Consider the following 12396-nt stretch of genomic DNA (forward strand, 5'->3'; position numbering starts at 1 on the left):
GTTGTGCAGGTAATCTTTTGCCACCAGCAAATGATGTTCGTCCTCTAGGTACGCAAACTTCCGCATTTCCTCCGGCATGTTTGCACGGGCGTCACTTAATCGGCTCATACGCGCCTCCCGTGATCGTCCACCGCCCGTCGCCCGCGTTATAGTCCGCACTTTCCGGCACGACGCCGACGACCGAAATTCCGGTCATCTGCCACGGGGGCAAAATCGAACTGATGGTCCAGGACATGGCTTTCCAGGTGGGCGGCAGAAATTTTTGGGCGGTCTTGTTGCCGTTGTCCGTGGGACGTTGTGGCATATACGGCATGGCTTGATACGCCACCGCAGCAGGCGTGACGCTGCCGTGGATGCCATGGGCTTGCATCCATCCCATCAGCCAAACCGATAGATGCGCTTTTCCGATATGCTGTGTACCCAGCGATACCTGCAAGGGATAATTTCGGCTCACTGTTTTGGTGGCGATGTCCGGCAAGGTGTCTTGTGGCCGAAACCAGAACGTGGCCACATGCACGCTCCGCTTGTAAGTAGCGGTACATACGGCCATGTCGCATTTCAGTCCCGTCAACTGCCATCCTGAAGACGCCATGGGTACCCGGCCAAAAACCCCCTGTACGGCACGGGCGTAATCCGAAAACAATGGCTTGCCCGCCCATGGCTTAGGTCTGGGCCGCGGTTTTTGAGACGGGCGAATGGCTGCCTTCAGCGTCGCTTCTTTCTTTTCCTGCAGTTGCTCCTGACGAATTTTCAGTAGCAACGCCTGTCGTGCTTTTGCTCTTGCAACCGACAGGTCATGCTCATGCCACAAATATCCGCCCGTCCCGGCCACAAGGATCAATCCGGCAGCGCCCGCCAGCGCTATTTGTTTCTGGTCCACGCCGTCTTTTTGCAGCCTGCCCACATAACGGACCGACAGATGCGCTTCTATCCACTTTATGGATTCCGCAACATCGTTTATCTCGATAGGCGTGATCTCTTGTGAAAGGCGCGACACCTCCATGTCATAAAACTTCCTGGCGGAGTCCTCGTCCTCAGTCAGGAAGTCCCCATCCGGAACGATTACGCCATTCATTACCGAGATAACCCACCAGGATTTTTCTGTAATATGAAACAATCCTGCCCAGGACTCGGGCTGATTGCCGGCAATGGCCGTCGCCAGCGAATAGACCGACCCGAAGCCCGTGCCTTTTACAGGCTCACCGTTTTTCGAGAACGCCCATTCGTTCGCGATGCCCACTTGTGGAATGGGGCTGGGGCGCAAACAAAAACCTTTTCCTTTCAGGTCCTTTGTTTTTTTGGACGCGAGCTTTATCGCCTTGCCGCGGGACGGCAAAGCCAGCCAGGGAGACAATCCGGCAGCATATCGCTTTTTCTTGATGACGATGATTTCCATGGGTTAGTGCATTCCGCCAGAGAAGTTCGACGGGCTTTGCATCCCTGCTGGAAGCATCCCCCCTGCCGGGAGCATCCCCGCCGGAGGTGTCGTTGTATTCATGGCGCCGCCTAATACGGGCGGAGGCAAGGTGCTTGCCGGTCCCTGTGACCCAAATCCTGCCGGCTGCAAGCCTGCCGGCTGCGAGGGGCTGGTCACGCCACCTGAAAAGGGCAGATAAAAGCGGCTGGAGCCGTTCGCGGCTAAAACCCCCTGCTCGGTGACGCCGACAATCTTCAGCCCGTTGCCGATCACCGTGCCAGGGTATGCCGGAATCCGTGTCCCGTTGGACAGCAACAAGGTTGCCGCACAATGGTTTGCCCCGGAAGAACACGTCAATAACGACACGACCGGAACGCTCGCGGAAGACACCCCTTGATCCCCATTCATTTTCTTCTCTACCGCTTTAATGTGCGCTTCGATCTGAATGTTTTGCAGTGACTCCGCCAAGACCGCATGCCGGATTTTCATCTCCGACAAACGCTCCAGCGCCCTTGCAGCCCCGTGCCGGGGTGCGTGGTGCAACCCATTGGCGGTGCCCCCCGGATGCCCTGCGGACAGGTGCGAAGCATTGGCGGATGCGGACGGCGGCGGTGCGGATAAGGCCGGTGCGGATAAGGCCATGCTGCCCGCCGCTACAACCAGTGCAACTGCGTTCAACAAAGGTTTCGTCACAAGTTTCATCGGAATCTCTCTCTGGTTTGAAACCTCCCCATTCATGGGGATATAATGAACTTTGGAGAGGCGCAACCTCTTCCAAATTCCTCCCGCAAGTGGCGCGGATTGAAACATCACAATATCCTCGCCGTAACCGTAATAACCACCATCTGATGTCCTTTTGATGCGGCAGCCCCTCCGCCAAACAGGAAGAACTTGGGCGATCCCACGCCGTTCCGGTTGATGTTGCCGCTGTTTTGCACCAGTTCGGTCAGCAACAAGGTCTGGCCGGACTTCAATTTCACGATTTGCGGGGCGGAAAACGAGGTGGTATTCGGGGTGTAAATCACCTGGCCGCCGGAGGTGAATTCCTGCAATTGCTTCAACGCCGAGATGGTCATGTCCAGGTTGAGATAAATGTCATCACCGACAACGCGGGGCGTGAGCATCGCCGTGAATCCGGTGGTCACCTGCCCAGGTTGCAATCCACCGGTAGTGGCAATACCTTGCGATACGATCGTCGGCGACGTCTCCGCCAGGTACCCGGTGTTCGAGGCGCTTTGCACCGCTACCGGCTGGCCATTGAGGGTGACTACCGGATAGGTGTAGTTGTTTACTACCGTGCCTACCGTGGCCAGGGCGCTGAGTACCACCCCGGAACCGCTAAATGGGCCACTCATGATGTTAGCGGCGATAGACAGCGGCGATGCGGCTGCAGATGAACCCGTCGCGGATGAATTAAGAGACGGTGCGGGCGCACCCTGAAATGACACGCCCAGGGATTTAGCGGCATTTCCAAAAGCCAGTGTAGGCGTCATGCCGTAACTCTGTCCGGAATTGCTCTGCACGTCGTATACATGCACGACAATAGACACCTGTCGCCCCATTTGCCGGCGCAGCGCCCGAACCCACCGGTTTGCGGAATCCACCTGCATGGGGGTGCCTGTCACGGTCAACGTGCCCATGGACGGGTTGGCGAAGACTCGCCCATTGCCGCCCATGATCGTTTCCGCTTCTTTCTGTAGGTTTTTCCAAATATTCAGGTGCGCGCTGTTCTGTATGGAGACCTGCGCCTCACCGGATGACCCTCCGGAAGATCCGCCAGAAGACCCGCCCATGCTCCCGCCAGATGCGCCCCCCATACTCCCGCCAGAGGCACCGCCCATGCTCCCGCCCGAAGACCCGCCCTGAGAACCGCCGGAGTTGGCGGAGATAGAATTCGAAGCGGTCTCGGTCGTTGCAAAAGCGGGGATCGTGAACGTCCGGGTTTCAATGCGATAGAAAACCACCTCGCCATGACGCCATTTCCACCAACATGAAAAATGGGCGGCCACCGCGTTCAGGAAATCTTCACGGCTTCCATTCCAATTCACGAACATTCCGCCGCCGTTCCTGCCGCCGGATTGCGCAAGCCCACCAGAAGACTGCCCCGGCAGCGGCGGCAAACTGCCACCCGTTTTACTGGACAGATGCATCTGGCCTAAAACCACAGGGATGCCGACCGCAGACGAAAACGCCGACGCGACTTCCGGTAGCGACATTTCGGCGCCAGACCGGATCGTTACCGGAAGTCGCAGGATGGCCGGCATCGCGTGTTGCACATCCACCTCCGCCCCCAGTAAATACGGCGTATTCACCGTGCTCACCACGGGTGGCGCCTTGGGCATCTGGTAGCTGGCCATCGCGCGGCTGGTACTCCGCTGCATGGTATGAACGTGATGAAACGTGGCACATCCCGCAAGCGCAAACGGCAGAACGGCCGCCGCGACAGCCATTTTAAGCCCCTGGTTACGCATGTTCGCTTTCTCCTTTCGCACCCATAATCTCCTCCGCCATCCCCCACATCAGTTCGTAATCGTCCAGAATCTCGCCCAGTATCCGGATGCTTTCCGGATGCCCAGCCACCAGCATGAATCCCTGACTTTTCCGGTCGTGGTAGGCCAACGTGGCCAGCCCGCGCGCCTTGGCGTCATCAATGAACCCTTGATTTTCTTGCAGGTTGTCGTGCATTAACTTTCTCCCTGTTCAACTGTCGCCGATGTTGCCGATGCGGACTCGTTCCGCTTCGCATGCGTCCACAAATGGCCTTGGCCCAGATGCGCCCCGGCCGCCAAAGCCAGCCGGTAGTCCTCTTCGGTTTCCACCCACTCCACGATGACGCGCGCGCCGTCATGGGACAGGTGCTGACAGAGTCCCCGTAGGTATTCCGGGCCGCGGGCACGGATCGCTTGGAAGTAAGTGCCATCGATTTTGCAGAAACTCGCCTTGACGGACCCCGCCCGGCCGAGCCCGTCCACGCCGGTTCCAGCGCCTATGTCGTCGATGGCCAGGCGGAATCCGATCCCTTTCAGAAAATTGATCTTCGCCAGCACATCCACCAGCTTATCGTCGTGGAACCGCTGCTCCGTCCATTCAATGACGATGCGACGGGCGTAATCGCGCAGGGAGCGGACGGAGCCTGCGATATGCCAGTCGAGCAACTGATACCCGTCCAGATTCAAGAAAAGCAATCCGGGCAGATCGGGCAGCAGCACGGGGATTTCCCCAGCTAGAAAGGCGTACCATTCCCGCCATTCGGCTTCGTTCCAGACCGGGCAGGCATGCTCTCCAGCCAGCAGTTCCTGGCCGACCACCTCGCCGGTCATCAGGTCCACGATGGGTTCCAGGCGATATTTCATTCCTGCGGAAGGCATCATTCCTGCGGAAGGCATTCGGCATCCTTTTGTACGGTGACGCCGTGATCCGGCAATAGGGTTTGCAACTGCGTTTCGAGTTCACAAAGACCGATCTCTCCCGCTGATGCCGTCTGCGTTACAATGGTGACCCAATGCCCCGGCAGCACTTCGTAGACGTCCTGCAGCGTGATCGGCAGGGATTCTGTGACAATCGGTGGCAACGGCATCGCGGAATGCAAGACAATGCCCAGATCGTGCGATTGCTGTGACATCACTGTGCGCAGCGCGGATTCCCATAGGTCGATCACGCGCCAGGCCAGATGGTTTACGAGGATGTCCCTTGCATTGCCGTCCTCTGTGCAGCGCAACAGCCATTCGGCTGAGAAGGGAGCTTCTGTGAAAATGCGGTCGAACAGCGTGTCGCCGCCCACGCGGCGCATGATGGAGGCGGGCTGTCCGTCATGCGCCTTGGCCACCGCGTCGGCAAGCGATTCGCCCCAGGTGGACATGCCTTCGAGCAACCGGTTAGGCAGAAACATGCCTATGCGGGTATGCCCGCCGACCAGCGCCACTGAAACTTGGCCAGATAAACCTTTTTCGAGAACGGCTTTCCCTTGCCAGAAGCCGTACTCCCGCAGTGTGTCCACCGGGGTGAGCGCGGGGATGGCACCCGTGCGCCAGAAGCCGTGCGACAGGTTGCCGGCCGTCCACCGCTCTTCGATGCGCTTATCCAGATCCGCGAATAAGGACTGGAGCATGGATGCCATAGGGTTTGCACCCGGCAGGGCTGTACTCGGCACGGGGCGCGTCAACTGAACATCCTCATCCATAGGGCATTCCCCACTATCCAGTAATGCGTGACGCCCAGGGTGTCTATCGCCAAAAACACCGCCTGTGCGGATACCAGCGACCCCGAACCCATTCGCCATCCATACCAAAGCCACAACGCATTGGAGATCGTCCACATCACGAACAGCCAGCGCATAGGCGGGATATGGACGATGGCCAGAATCAGTGCTGCGGCAATGGTCAACGTGCTACCTGCTCGTCCCGCCCATACCCATAAAGGCACCGCCACCTGAAACCGGCGCAGGGCGGACGGCAAGGTGAACGCCCGCATCATCGCCCGCCTCCAGCCCCGTGACGGGGTCCAGCCGTGATCTGCCGGTAGTGCGCGAGCACCGCAGGCACATAATTTTGTGTTTCTCGATACGGCGGAATCCGGTACCCGGCATTCACCACCGCCTGTCCGCCCGCGTTGTACCCGGCCAGGGCTAATGGCCAACTCCCGAGTTGCAGCGCCAGGTGGCGGAGGTACGCCGCACCTGCGAAGATGGCCGCTTTCGGGTTGAATGGACTTCCATGCCCAAAACGTGCCCATGTGCCCGGCATAAACTGCATGAGGCCTTGCGCTCCCACGGGCGACACTGCGTCCGGATTGAATCCGCTCTCCTGTGCGGCCACAGCCAGAATCATGTCAGCCGGCACATCGGTGACGGCGGACGCCTGGTTCGCCCACTGCGTCATCCGCCGCGGGATCGAGGGGAGGGTGGACGGATAGACAAAGCTTCCGTGTCCCGACACCTGGCCCTGTCCGGCATACATCCGCTCCACGGCCAGAATCCAGGTACCAGCCGCAATGCCCCAGCAGGCGTCTTTGCGCATGGTCGCTACAGGGAAGCCATAAGCACCTAGCACCGGCAACCATTGTGCAGGGATGCCCATGGGTCCAGTTCCCGCAGAGGGCAAACCATGCGCAGGTCTGGCCGCCGTCAGCACCCGCTCGATGGCCGGGACGGGGACGTGATAGGCGCTGGACGCTTCGGCTATGCAGGCGAGCATGCGGACTCCTGCGGCAAATCAGGCATAATCCGGCGCTCCATCATGGCCAAACGTTTCAAGCGCCGCGCAACAAATCAGAACAGCGCCCAACACCATCAACACGGGAAGTATCGCTACTGCGCCGATAACCTTTTTCACTCGCCACCCCCCGCGCCGCTGATCACCACGGTATTGTTCGCTGTATGAAACACCGCATGGACATTCGCGCCGTTCGCGGACAGCGCCTGAATGACCTGGCTGACCGACTTCTGGAAATCCCCGCTGAAGGTCGTGGTATTCGGCACTTGCCAGTCCTCCGGCACCTGCCAGATCACCGTCCACCCAGACTGTTTGGCCCACTTTTGCAGATCGGTGAGGATGAGATCGCCGCGGTTGAGGAGGAAGACGGGGGTCAACCCCAACAATACGGGTTGTGCCCGATCACCGGGTTGTGCTCTGGTGGGCAGTGACGCATTGGCGGAAGACAGAACCAAAGGGGTTGCACCAAGCGAATGATCTGTACCATGTAAAATGGTCGATGTACCTGGATGGTCAACCGTCACTCGCAGATGGGTTTGTTTGTACCCCAGCAAATGAGGCGTTGGTTGATAAGTGGGCAACGAGGGGGCGGGCCACAGGGTCAGAATCCGCGGCCCCCACCAGATGGCGCCATGCAATCCGGATTGTTTCAGCACGGATTTTAATGCGACGATCCAAGACTTACCGTGCCCGTTGTATAAAATGGGAGAACCTAGAAATACATTTGTTTCCGGCTTCGTATATACGCGCCAACCATAGGGCAGGATTTTCTGAATGGCCTGCGCAGCGGTGCCCTCACCGTGGGTAGAGGTGGGAGCGGCAGTCCCCGTGCCATGTTCTGCCAGAATCGGCTGGATGGTGAATGCCGACTTGAATCCTTGCAGGAAGGGTATTTGCCCCGCTGATGGGGAAATAGGCAGGAACTGCACCCGGTCACGGGGTTGCGCCAAAGCGGACGCCACCATGGCGGGCGGGTTGATAGAATCGTGCGTTATGATCTGCAACATGGTGGTTTCCTATAGATTTACAGTGACAATGATGTGACGGGCTTGCGTTAAAACTTGCACGTCAAGATAAGATTGCTTCCCTAGCTTGTGCAGGATCACGGCGGCGGCGGCGGGCTTCCCCCAAGGTAATCCATCGCCGATGACCCCCATGGGTGCGGAAGGATGAACGCTGACCCGATAACCAGTGATCGCGGCGATTTGGCGCAGCACGGATTGCAAATCGCCGCGCTGGAGCATCATTTTTCGTTTCAGTGCGGCAGGCAGCCCGCCGTTTGCAGACTCATGAGGTTGCACCCCAGCAGGGAATTGCGCCCCTGCAAGATGGGGCATCGAAACGCTGGGTGATGGAGTTGTAACGACCGGTCTTGAATTGTTGATGGTATCTGCGGTAGCAGAGGAGAGAATCCGCACCTGCAACAGCCGTAGCGGCTCGTTGACAGTGATATCCACGGCGGACAGGGATCCGATGGCCGATAGTGCCTGTCTTGCCGTCGTCATTCCCTGTGACAAAACGCCAGGTAACGAAACGGTGGATGGATTCCCTTGTATTTGCAGGCGGTAACCCAGCTTGCGGGCGATTTCTCTGAATACAGATTCTGTGGCTTGAGACTGGATGACTACTTGCCGTCCCAGCACAGAACGATCTTTGTGCGCCGGCATGTTGGATCTCCAGCCCCCTTTTGCTGCGAGCCGCCGTGATACCCATCCGCTGGCGTCTTCGGAAGACGGATTAGCGCCTGGACCGACTGATGCCAGATGGTAACTAACGGCTACCGGGGATTGGACAGCCTGGTAAATGAACATGGTTCGGATGTGGTCCTGTCGACTCGTTGTCATTGGTGGTATAGCTGTCTCGCTAATGGTATAGCGCGGGGACTGCGACGATGACTGATCTCGCGCTTGCTCAATGGTCATCCGGAATATTTGGCTGTAGTGCATGGATCAATGGGTGTTCCTTCGGTAGCCCGGTGCTAAAAAAGCTATCGGTCACCCAATTTTGCTTGTTTGTCTGTTCGACGGAGACGGATTGCATGACGTCCCAGATACCTGCAGAGGTGTGGATGCATAGCAGGCGGCTATTCGCATCAAATGCAATGCAAACCATGCTTTCGCGCCATTTATTTTTGTGGCGTCGCCGTGCCGTGCGACCGTCGCCGAAAGCGTGCAGCAATGGCCAGAGCCATAACGCGGCTTCAATATGATGAGCCTGGTACACAATTTCCAGACCTGTCGGAACTGGCCCATCGGCCGGTGTGCCCTGAAAGACATTGAGTCCACTGCCACCCAGTATTGTAAGTCGAGCGCGATATTGCAGATTCACACCAGTCCATCCCAACGTTTCATCAAAGAGGTGTTTCATGAATGTCATGGTCATCAGCACATCATTTCGTGAAGCGGGATGGTTGTATTTGCCATCGCGCATATCCTGCAGTAGTTGGCTGTAGTGGCGACCGCCAGCCAGCGCTCTTTGCGCGATGGCTGGAAAATCAGCGTTGACCAGGGGGTCTTGCTTCTGCGTAATAAGGTCGTCACGCGTCGTCAATTTCCGAATCTCCATACCAGGAGTCATCTGCGGCGTCATCCAGCTTCTGAATGGCCGCTACACTGCTCACAGTAGAAACTGCGTTCACTGCATGCGCGGCCTCTACCAACAGGTCATCTGGCGTATTGCACCATTGCTTGAAAGCCTGGTGATCTTCTGTGTTGACTGTCATCAAATTGGGCTCCGTGTCTCGCCTCTTGCGATGTTTTGTCCTGTGGTATAGCGCTTCAATTGCGCCATTGGATCTGGAGGCCAGCGGAGTGGATGGTTGTTGCCGCCTAGCGTTTTGTGGAAGAACTGTTAAAGCTATACCCCATCTTCCGAAGACGGCACGAACATGCTACCAACTTCCGAAGCCGGTGCAGGGTGTACAACCCTTTATCTTGCGTTCCTTTTCGCAGGGAGATATGTCGAAACATCTGCCTTTCGTCTTCCGGAAATGGCGATCTTCGGCCAGCGGTGTGGCCAGGCCGGGCTCGGCATAGGTGCCCAGCCCGCGCCCTCCATCGTGGGAAAACGCCTAGGAGTGGCCGTCAGGCGTGAGAAAACCTTCTCTGCAGGTCGCCGGACAGGGCACTAAAGTCGAATCGGCATCAGAAACTGAGATCATTTAGACCTGCACTTATGGCGTTGACCATTTTCCCTTGATGCCACCAAGGCAGCACGGGGAAGGGATGTCCGTATCGTCCTCAGAAACTGAGGTTGTTTTGAACATCACCGTTGCATTCGGTCCATGTCCTCCCATGTGAAGCCGTATAGGAATGACCGTCAGGTGTGAGTGAGCCAGATCTGCAATCGGTAGAGCAGGGCGATCAATCAGTAATCGGCCTCAGAAACTGAGAAGGTTTTCAACTGCACTACCATTAATAATTATGCTAGATTTTAAATCCGCAATTTTGAGGATCAATCGATGGTGGAGAATTTTACAATACCGATAGGTGGCCGGGTGCAACGTGCGCGTCGCACGGATGCCGAACGGAAAACACGCCGGACAGCGAGGCAAGCAAGGCTTGCTAAAGTGGAACACCTACAACGCCATCAATGGGAATCGCTATTCATAGCAGCTGTGGTGCAGCACCAATTGCCAGGCCTGGTATCTGGGTTGTTGTATGTCATTTACCAAGAATGCGTACAGTCAGTACAGATCATCGATGGTGCGCCGAAGCTGCTTTGGGTATTTGATAGGCCCATCCGCGATCTTGCTGCTGCAGATGGGATGCCAGGCGGTAAGCGGCGCGCGGCGAAGCATTTATCCGCATGTCTGGGTCGGTTGGAGAGTTATGGACTGATACGACGCCTGGAATCCAGAAAAGGGAGAGCAGTCGTTTTCGAAGTGCTCTTGCCGTCCTCAGAAGATGGCGCATGAAAAAATGAATGACGCGGCGAGTCAACGGAGGCCTCTGGGCTGCGGGTCTAGCTATACCAGTTTCAGATGCCTCAGAGAAAGGGAATGGCAATGAAATGGTTTCGTAGTCTGTTGGCAGGGATACTGATCGGTGCAGTGGCATGGCCCCATGCACCCGTTCTGGCTATCATGCTTATTTTGATGCTACCCGTCTTCAGAAGCCGATACCTTGCCGCGTTCGGGTACTACATGTCTGCAAGCGTGGGGCTCATATCTGGAACGGCCACCTTTTTCCCGCATGCGGGGTTTGTATTGGGGATGGTTTTTTGGATGGCTTCGGCGGTTGTGCTGGCTCTGCCTTACCTTGCGTATGACGGGCTCATCCGACGTTTTCCTGCCCAAATTGGACCGCGCTTGGCCGGCTTGGTCACGGTGACAGCCATCGGTATCCTGCCGCCCTTGGGGGTGATTGGCTGGACCAATCCTTGGGTTGGGTCTTTTGAAGCCGGTCCTGCTGGTCCTGTGCTGGTGATTGAGGCGTTCATTGGCATTGTGCTGCTGCTGAGGGTGTTTGGCAGCCGTACATGGGGGCCAAGGGTTGTCGCCGGGGTTGTCACGGGCTTCATCGTTCTTTGCCAAGTCCCTCTGCCCGCTATGCCCGCCGGCTGGATCGCCATCAATACGCACCATGGGCTACTCAAGGGGCCGATGTCTCCCATCATCATATCTTTCCATCTGCGGGCGGTGGTGCTTAAAAAGCTGTCGGATCCACACACGCATGTCGTAGTCCTGCCTGAAAGCATCGTGGGCTACTGGCTCCCCGGAACCGCAGCCGTCTGGCAACCGGTAATTCAATGGACAGCAACACATTCTCGGCAAACCGTGCTGCTGGGTGCCTTGGTGCCCGAAGGGCGCGGCTATGCCGATGCATTGGTCAAAATCCATGCCGGACACATTCGTATCCTGCATGACCGCATTCCTGTGCCGTTCTCCATGTGGCATCCGTGGAACGCCATTGAGTCTGCCCGCATGGCCGTCTTCGGAAGGCGAGAGGCGGTCCATGTCGATGGGCGGAAGGCGGGATATTTGATCTGCTATGAGCAGTTGCTGACCTTGCCCGAGTTATCGCTGACGTTTAGTCCGCCAGAAGTCCTTATTGGCGCCGCTAATGACTGGTGGGCAAAAGGGACAAACATTCCGGAAATCCAGCGAGCATCCTTACGCGCCTGGGCACGGTTATGGAGGGTGCCCGTAATAGATGCGGTCAATTATGGATATACCACGACCGTCCCCGCTATACCTCATCAGTAGCAACATTCACTGGCAACGAAAGGATATCATCATGGGCATTGTCGATACGATCAAGGCGAATACTCCGGCCGCGCGCGAAGCCCGCAAGCATGCGGAGATAGATGCTGAAAACCGAGGATTTGTCTTGACCGCGGCTTCCGAAGACGGAGAAATACGTGTGCCGGTGGCCAGTAAAGGGGATCTGGTTTCCAAGCTGGATGAAGCGGCAACCAAGTGGCCGGGGCAAGTTATTGCCATTGATGCCTCCGAGACAGAGGTGTTGCGCGCCGCTGAATATGCGGCCAACCACGATATGCTCATCCAGCCAAAAGATGTTCAGAATAAAAAGCTGATTGAAGCCGTCGCTCAGCAATACGGGATGATCCCCGAAGTCTATCAGGAGCTGATCGCCGAACCGGATCATGACATAGGCTCGATGGGACCCGTCATCGATCTCAGCAATGAGAAGGTTGTTTCTGGGCGTTTGTTGGCCGTGGGGGAAGCTCAGCGCAATGGTGATTTCGGTGTAGAGGTTTCTGTTGCGGATGCCGACGGAAAAGTGGCTCGTGCCTTTATCGCCTATC

At 57.2% G+C, this 12396-nt stretch carries 14 protein-coding genes; 2 read left to right on the plus strand and 12 right to left on the minus strand.

The features are described from left to right. Positions 1 to 91 precede the first annotated feature (91 nt). The 12 genes from pilO2 to Q0C48_RS04100 all read right to left on the minus strand — a co-directional run bounded on the left by pilO2 (position 92) and on the right by Q0C48_RS04100 (position 9349). The gene (gene pilO2, locus Q0C48_RS04045; protein WP_291521792.1) at positions 92 to 1396 is read right to left on the minus strand and encodes a type 4b pilus protein PilO2; all 1305 of its coding nucleotides are present in this window, start codon (positions 1394 to 1396) and stop codon (positions 92 to 94) included. A gap of 3 nt (positions 1397 to 1399) precedes the next feature. Next, positions 1400 to 2119, minus strand: a complete 720-nt coding sequence (locus tag Q0C48_RS04050) for a hypothetical protein (protein ID WP_291521794.1) — start codon at positions 2117 to 2119, stop codon at positions 1400 to 1402. Positions 2120 to 2226: 107 nt separating this feature from the next. Then, positions 2227 to 3867 carry a secretin N-terminal domain-containing protein gene (locus Q0C48_RS04055; protein WP_291521796.1) on the minus strand — a complete coding sequence of 547 codons (1641 nt, stop codon included), beginning with the start codon at positions 3865 to 3867 and terminating at the stop codon, positions 2227 to 2229. A 13-nt stretch (positions 3868 to 3880) separates the two neighbouring features. After that, on the minus strand, positions 3881 to 4102 hold the full coding sequence (locus Q0C48_RS04060) for a hypothetical protein (RefSeq protein ID WP_291521798.1): 222 nt from the start codon (positions 4100 to 4102) through the stop codon (positions 3881 to 3883). Beyond that, positions 4102 to 4803 carry an EAL domain-containing protein gene (locus tag Q0C48_RS04065; protein ID WP_291521800.1) on the minus strand — a complete coding sequence of 234 codons (702 nt, stop codon included), beginning with the start codon at positions 4801 to 4803 and terminating at the stop codon, positions 4102 to 4104. The genes Q0C48_RS04060 and Q0C48_RS04065 overlap by 1 nt, the downstream gene beginning before the upstream one ends. Continuing rightward, positions 4785 to 5597: a hypothetical protein gene (locus Q0C48_RS04070; RefSeq protein WP_291521802.1), complete on the minus strand. Its 813-nt coding sequence runs from the start codon at positions 5595 to 5597 to the stop codon at positions 4785 to 4787. Before Q0C48_RS04070 ends, Q0C48_RS04065 begins: the two co-directional genes overlap by 19 nt. Then, positions 5576 to 5890: a hypothetical protein gene (locus Q0C48_RS04075; RefSeq protein WP_291521804.1), complete on the minus strand. Its 315-nt coding sequence runs from the start codon at positions 5888 to 5890 to the stop codon at positions 5576 to 5578. The genes Q0C48_RS04070 and Q0C48_RS04075 overlap by 22 nt, the downstream gene beginning before the upstream one ends. After that, positions 5887 to 6609, minus strand: coding sequence for a transglycosylase SLT domain-containing protein (locus tag Q0C48_RS04080; RefSeq protein ID WP_291521806.1), 723 nt, complete (start codon positions 6607 to 6609; stop codon positions 5887 to 5889). Before Q0C48_RS04080 ends, Q0C48_RS04075 begins: the two co-directional genes overlap by 4 nt. A gap of 134 nt (positions 6610 to 6743) precedes the next feature. Next, a complete protein-coding gene (locus Q0C48_RS04085) occupies positions 6744 to 7634 on the minus strand; it encodes a toxin co-regulated pilus biosynthesis Q family protein (RefSeq protein ID WP_291521808.1) in 891 nt (296 codons plus the stop codon). 9 nt (positions 7635 to 7643) lie between these two features. Then, positions 7644 to 8294, minus strand: a complete 651-nt coding sequence (locus Q0C48_RS04090; protein WP_291521810.1) for a hypothetical protein — start codon at positions 8292 to 8294, stop codon at positions 7644 to 7646. A gap of 244 nt (positions 8295 to 8538) precedes the next feature. Further along, on the minus strand, positions 8539 to 9177 hold the full coding sequence (locus Q0C48_RS04095) for a hypothetical protein (RefSeq protein WP_291521812.1): 639 nt from the start codon (positions 9175 to 9177) through the stop codon (positions 8539 to 8541). Beyond that, the gene (locus Q0C48_RS04100) at positions 9164 to 9349 is read right to left on the minus strand and encodes a hypothetical protein (RefSeq protein WP_291521814.1); all 186 of its coding nucleotides are present in this window, start codon (positions 9347 to 9349) and stop codon (positions 9164 to 9166) included. Before Q0C48_RS04100 ends, Q0C48_RS04095 begins: the two co-directional genes overlap by 14 nt. Before the next feature lie 1503 nt (positions 9350 to 10852). Here Q0C48_RS04100 and Q0C48_RS04105 point away from each other — a divergent pair. Together Q0C48_RS04105 and Q0C48_RS04110 are read left to right on the plus strand one after the other, a co-directional pair. Then, a complete protein-coding gene (locus Q0C48_RS04105) occupies positions 10853 to 11833 on the plus strand; it encodes a nitrilase-related carbon-nitrogen hydrolase (RefSeq protein WP_291521816.1) in 981 nt (326 codons plus the stop codon). A 31-nt stretch (positions 11834 to 11864) separates the two neighbouring features. Beyond that, positions 11865 to 12396, plus strand: a 532-nt coding sequence (locus Q0C48_RS04110) for a hypothetical protein (protein ID WP_291521818.1), incomplete at its 3' end; no start/stop codon positions are given.

Source organism: Acidithiobacillus sp., from assembly GCF_023255755.1.
Classification (GTDB): Bacteria; Pseudomonadota; Gammaproteobacteria; order Acidithiobacillales; family Acidithiobacillaceae; genus Acidithiobacillus.

Excerpts from the sequence above, each read along its gene's own strand:
- Q0C48_RS04070 (WP_291521802.1), bottom strand. The coding sequence starts at position 5,597 with ATGGATGAGGATGTTCAGTTGACGCGCCCCGTGCCGAGTACAGCCCTG.
- Q0C48_RS04090 (WP_291521810.1), bottom strand. The coding sequence starts at position 8,294 with ATGCCGGCGCACAAAGATCGTTCTGTGCTGGGACGGCAAGTAGTCATC.
- Q0C48_RS04100 (WP_291521814.1), bottom strand. The coding sequence starts at position 9,349 with ATGACAGTCAACACAGAAGATCACCAGGCTTTCAAGCAATGGTGCAAT.
- Q0C48_RS04065 (WP_291521800.1), bottom strand. The coding sequence starts at position 4,803 with ATGCCTTCCGCAGGAATGATGCCTTCCGCAGGAATGAAATATCGCCTG.
- Q0C48_RS04080 (WP_291521806.1), bottom strand. The coding sequence starts at position 6,609 with ATGCTCGCCTGCATAGCCGAAGCGTCCAGCGCCTATCACGTCCCCGTC.
- Q0C48_RS04085 (WP_291521808.1), bottom strand. The coding sequence starts at position 7,634 with ATGTTGCAGATCATAACGCACGATTCTATCAACCCGCCCGCCATGGTG.
- pilO2 (WP_291521792.1), bottom strand. The coding sequence starts at position 1,396 with ATGGAAATCATCGTCATCAAGAAAAAGCGATATGCTGCCGGATTGTCT.
- Q0C48_RS04060 (WP_291521798.1), bottom strand. The coding sequence starts at position 4,102 with ATGCACGACAACCTGCAAGAAAATCAAGGGTTCATTGATGACGCCAAG.
- Q0C48_RS04075 (WP_291521804.1), bottom strand. The coding sequence starts at position 5,890 with ATGATGCGGGCGTTCACCTTGCCGTCCGCCCTGCGCCGGTTTCAGGTG.
- Q0C48_RS04105 (WP_291521816.1), top strand. The coding sequence starts at position 10,853 with ATGGCTTCGGCGGTTGTGCTGGCTCTGCCTTACCTTGCGTATGACGGG.
- Q0C48_RS04050 (WP_291521794.1), bottom strand. The coding sequence starts at position 2,119 with ATGAAACTTGTGACGAAACCTTTGTTGAACGCAGTTGCACTGGTTGTA.
- Q0C48_RS04055 (WP_291521796.1), bottom strand. The coding sequence starts at position 3,867 with ATGGCTGTCGCGGCGGCCGTTCTGCCGTTTGCGCTTGCGGGATGTGCC.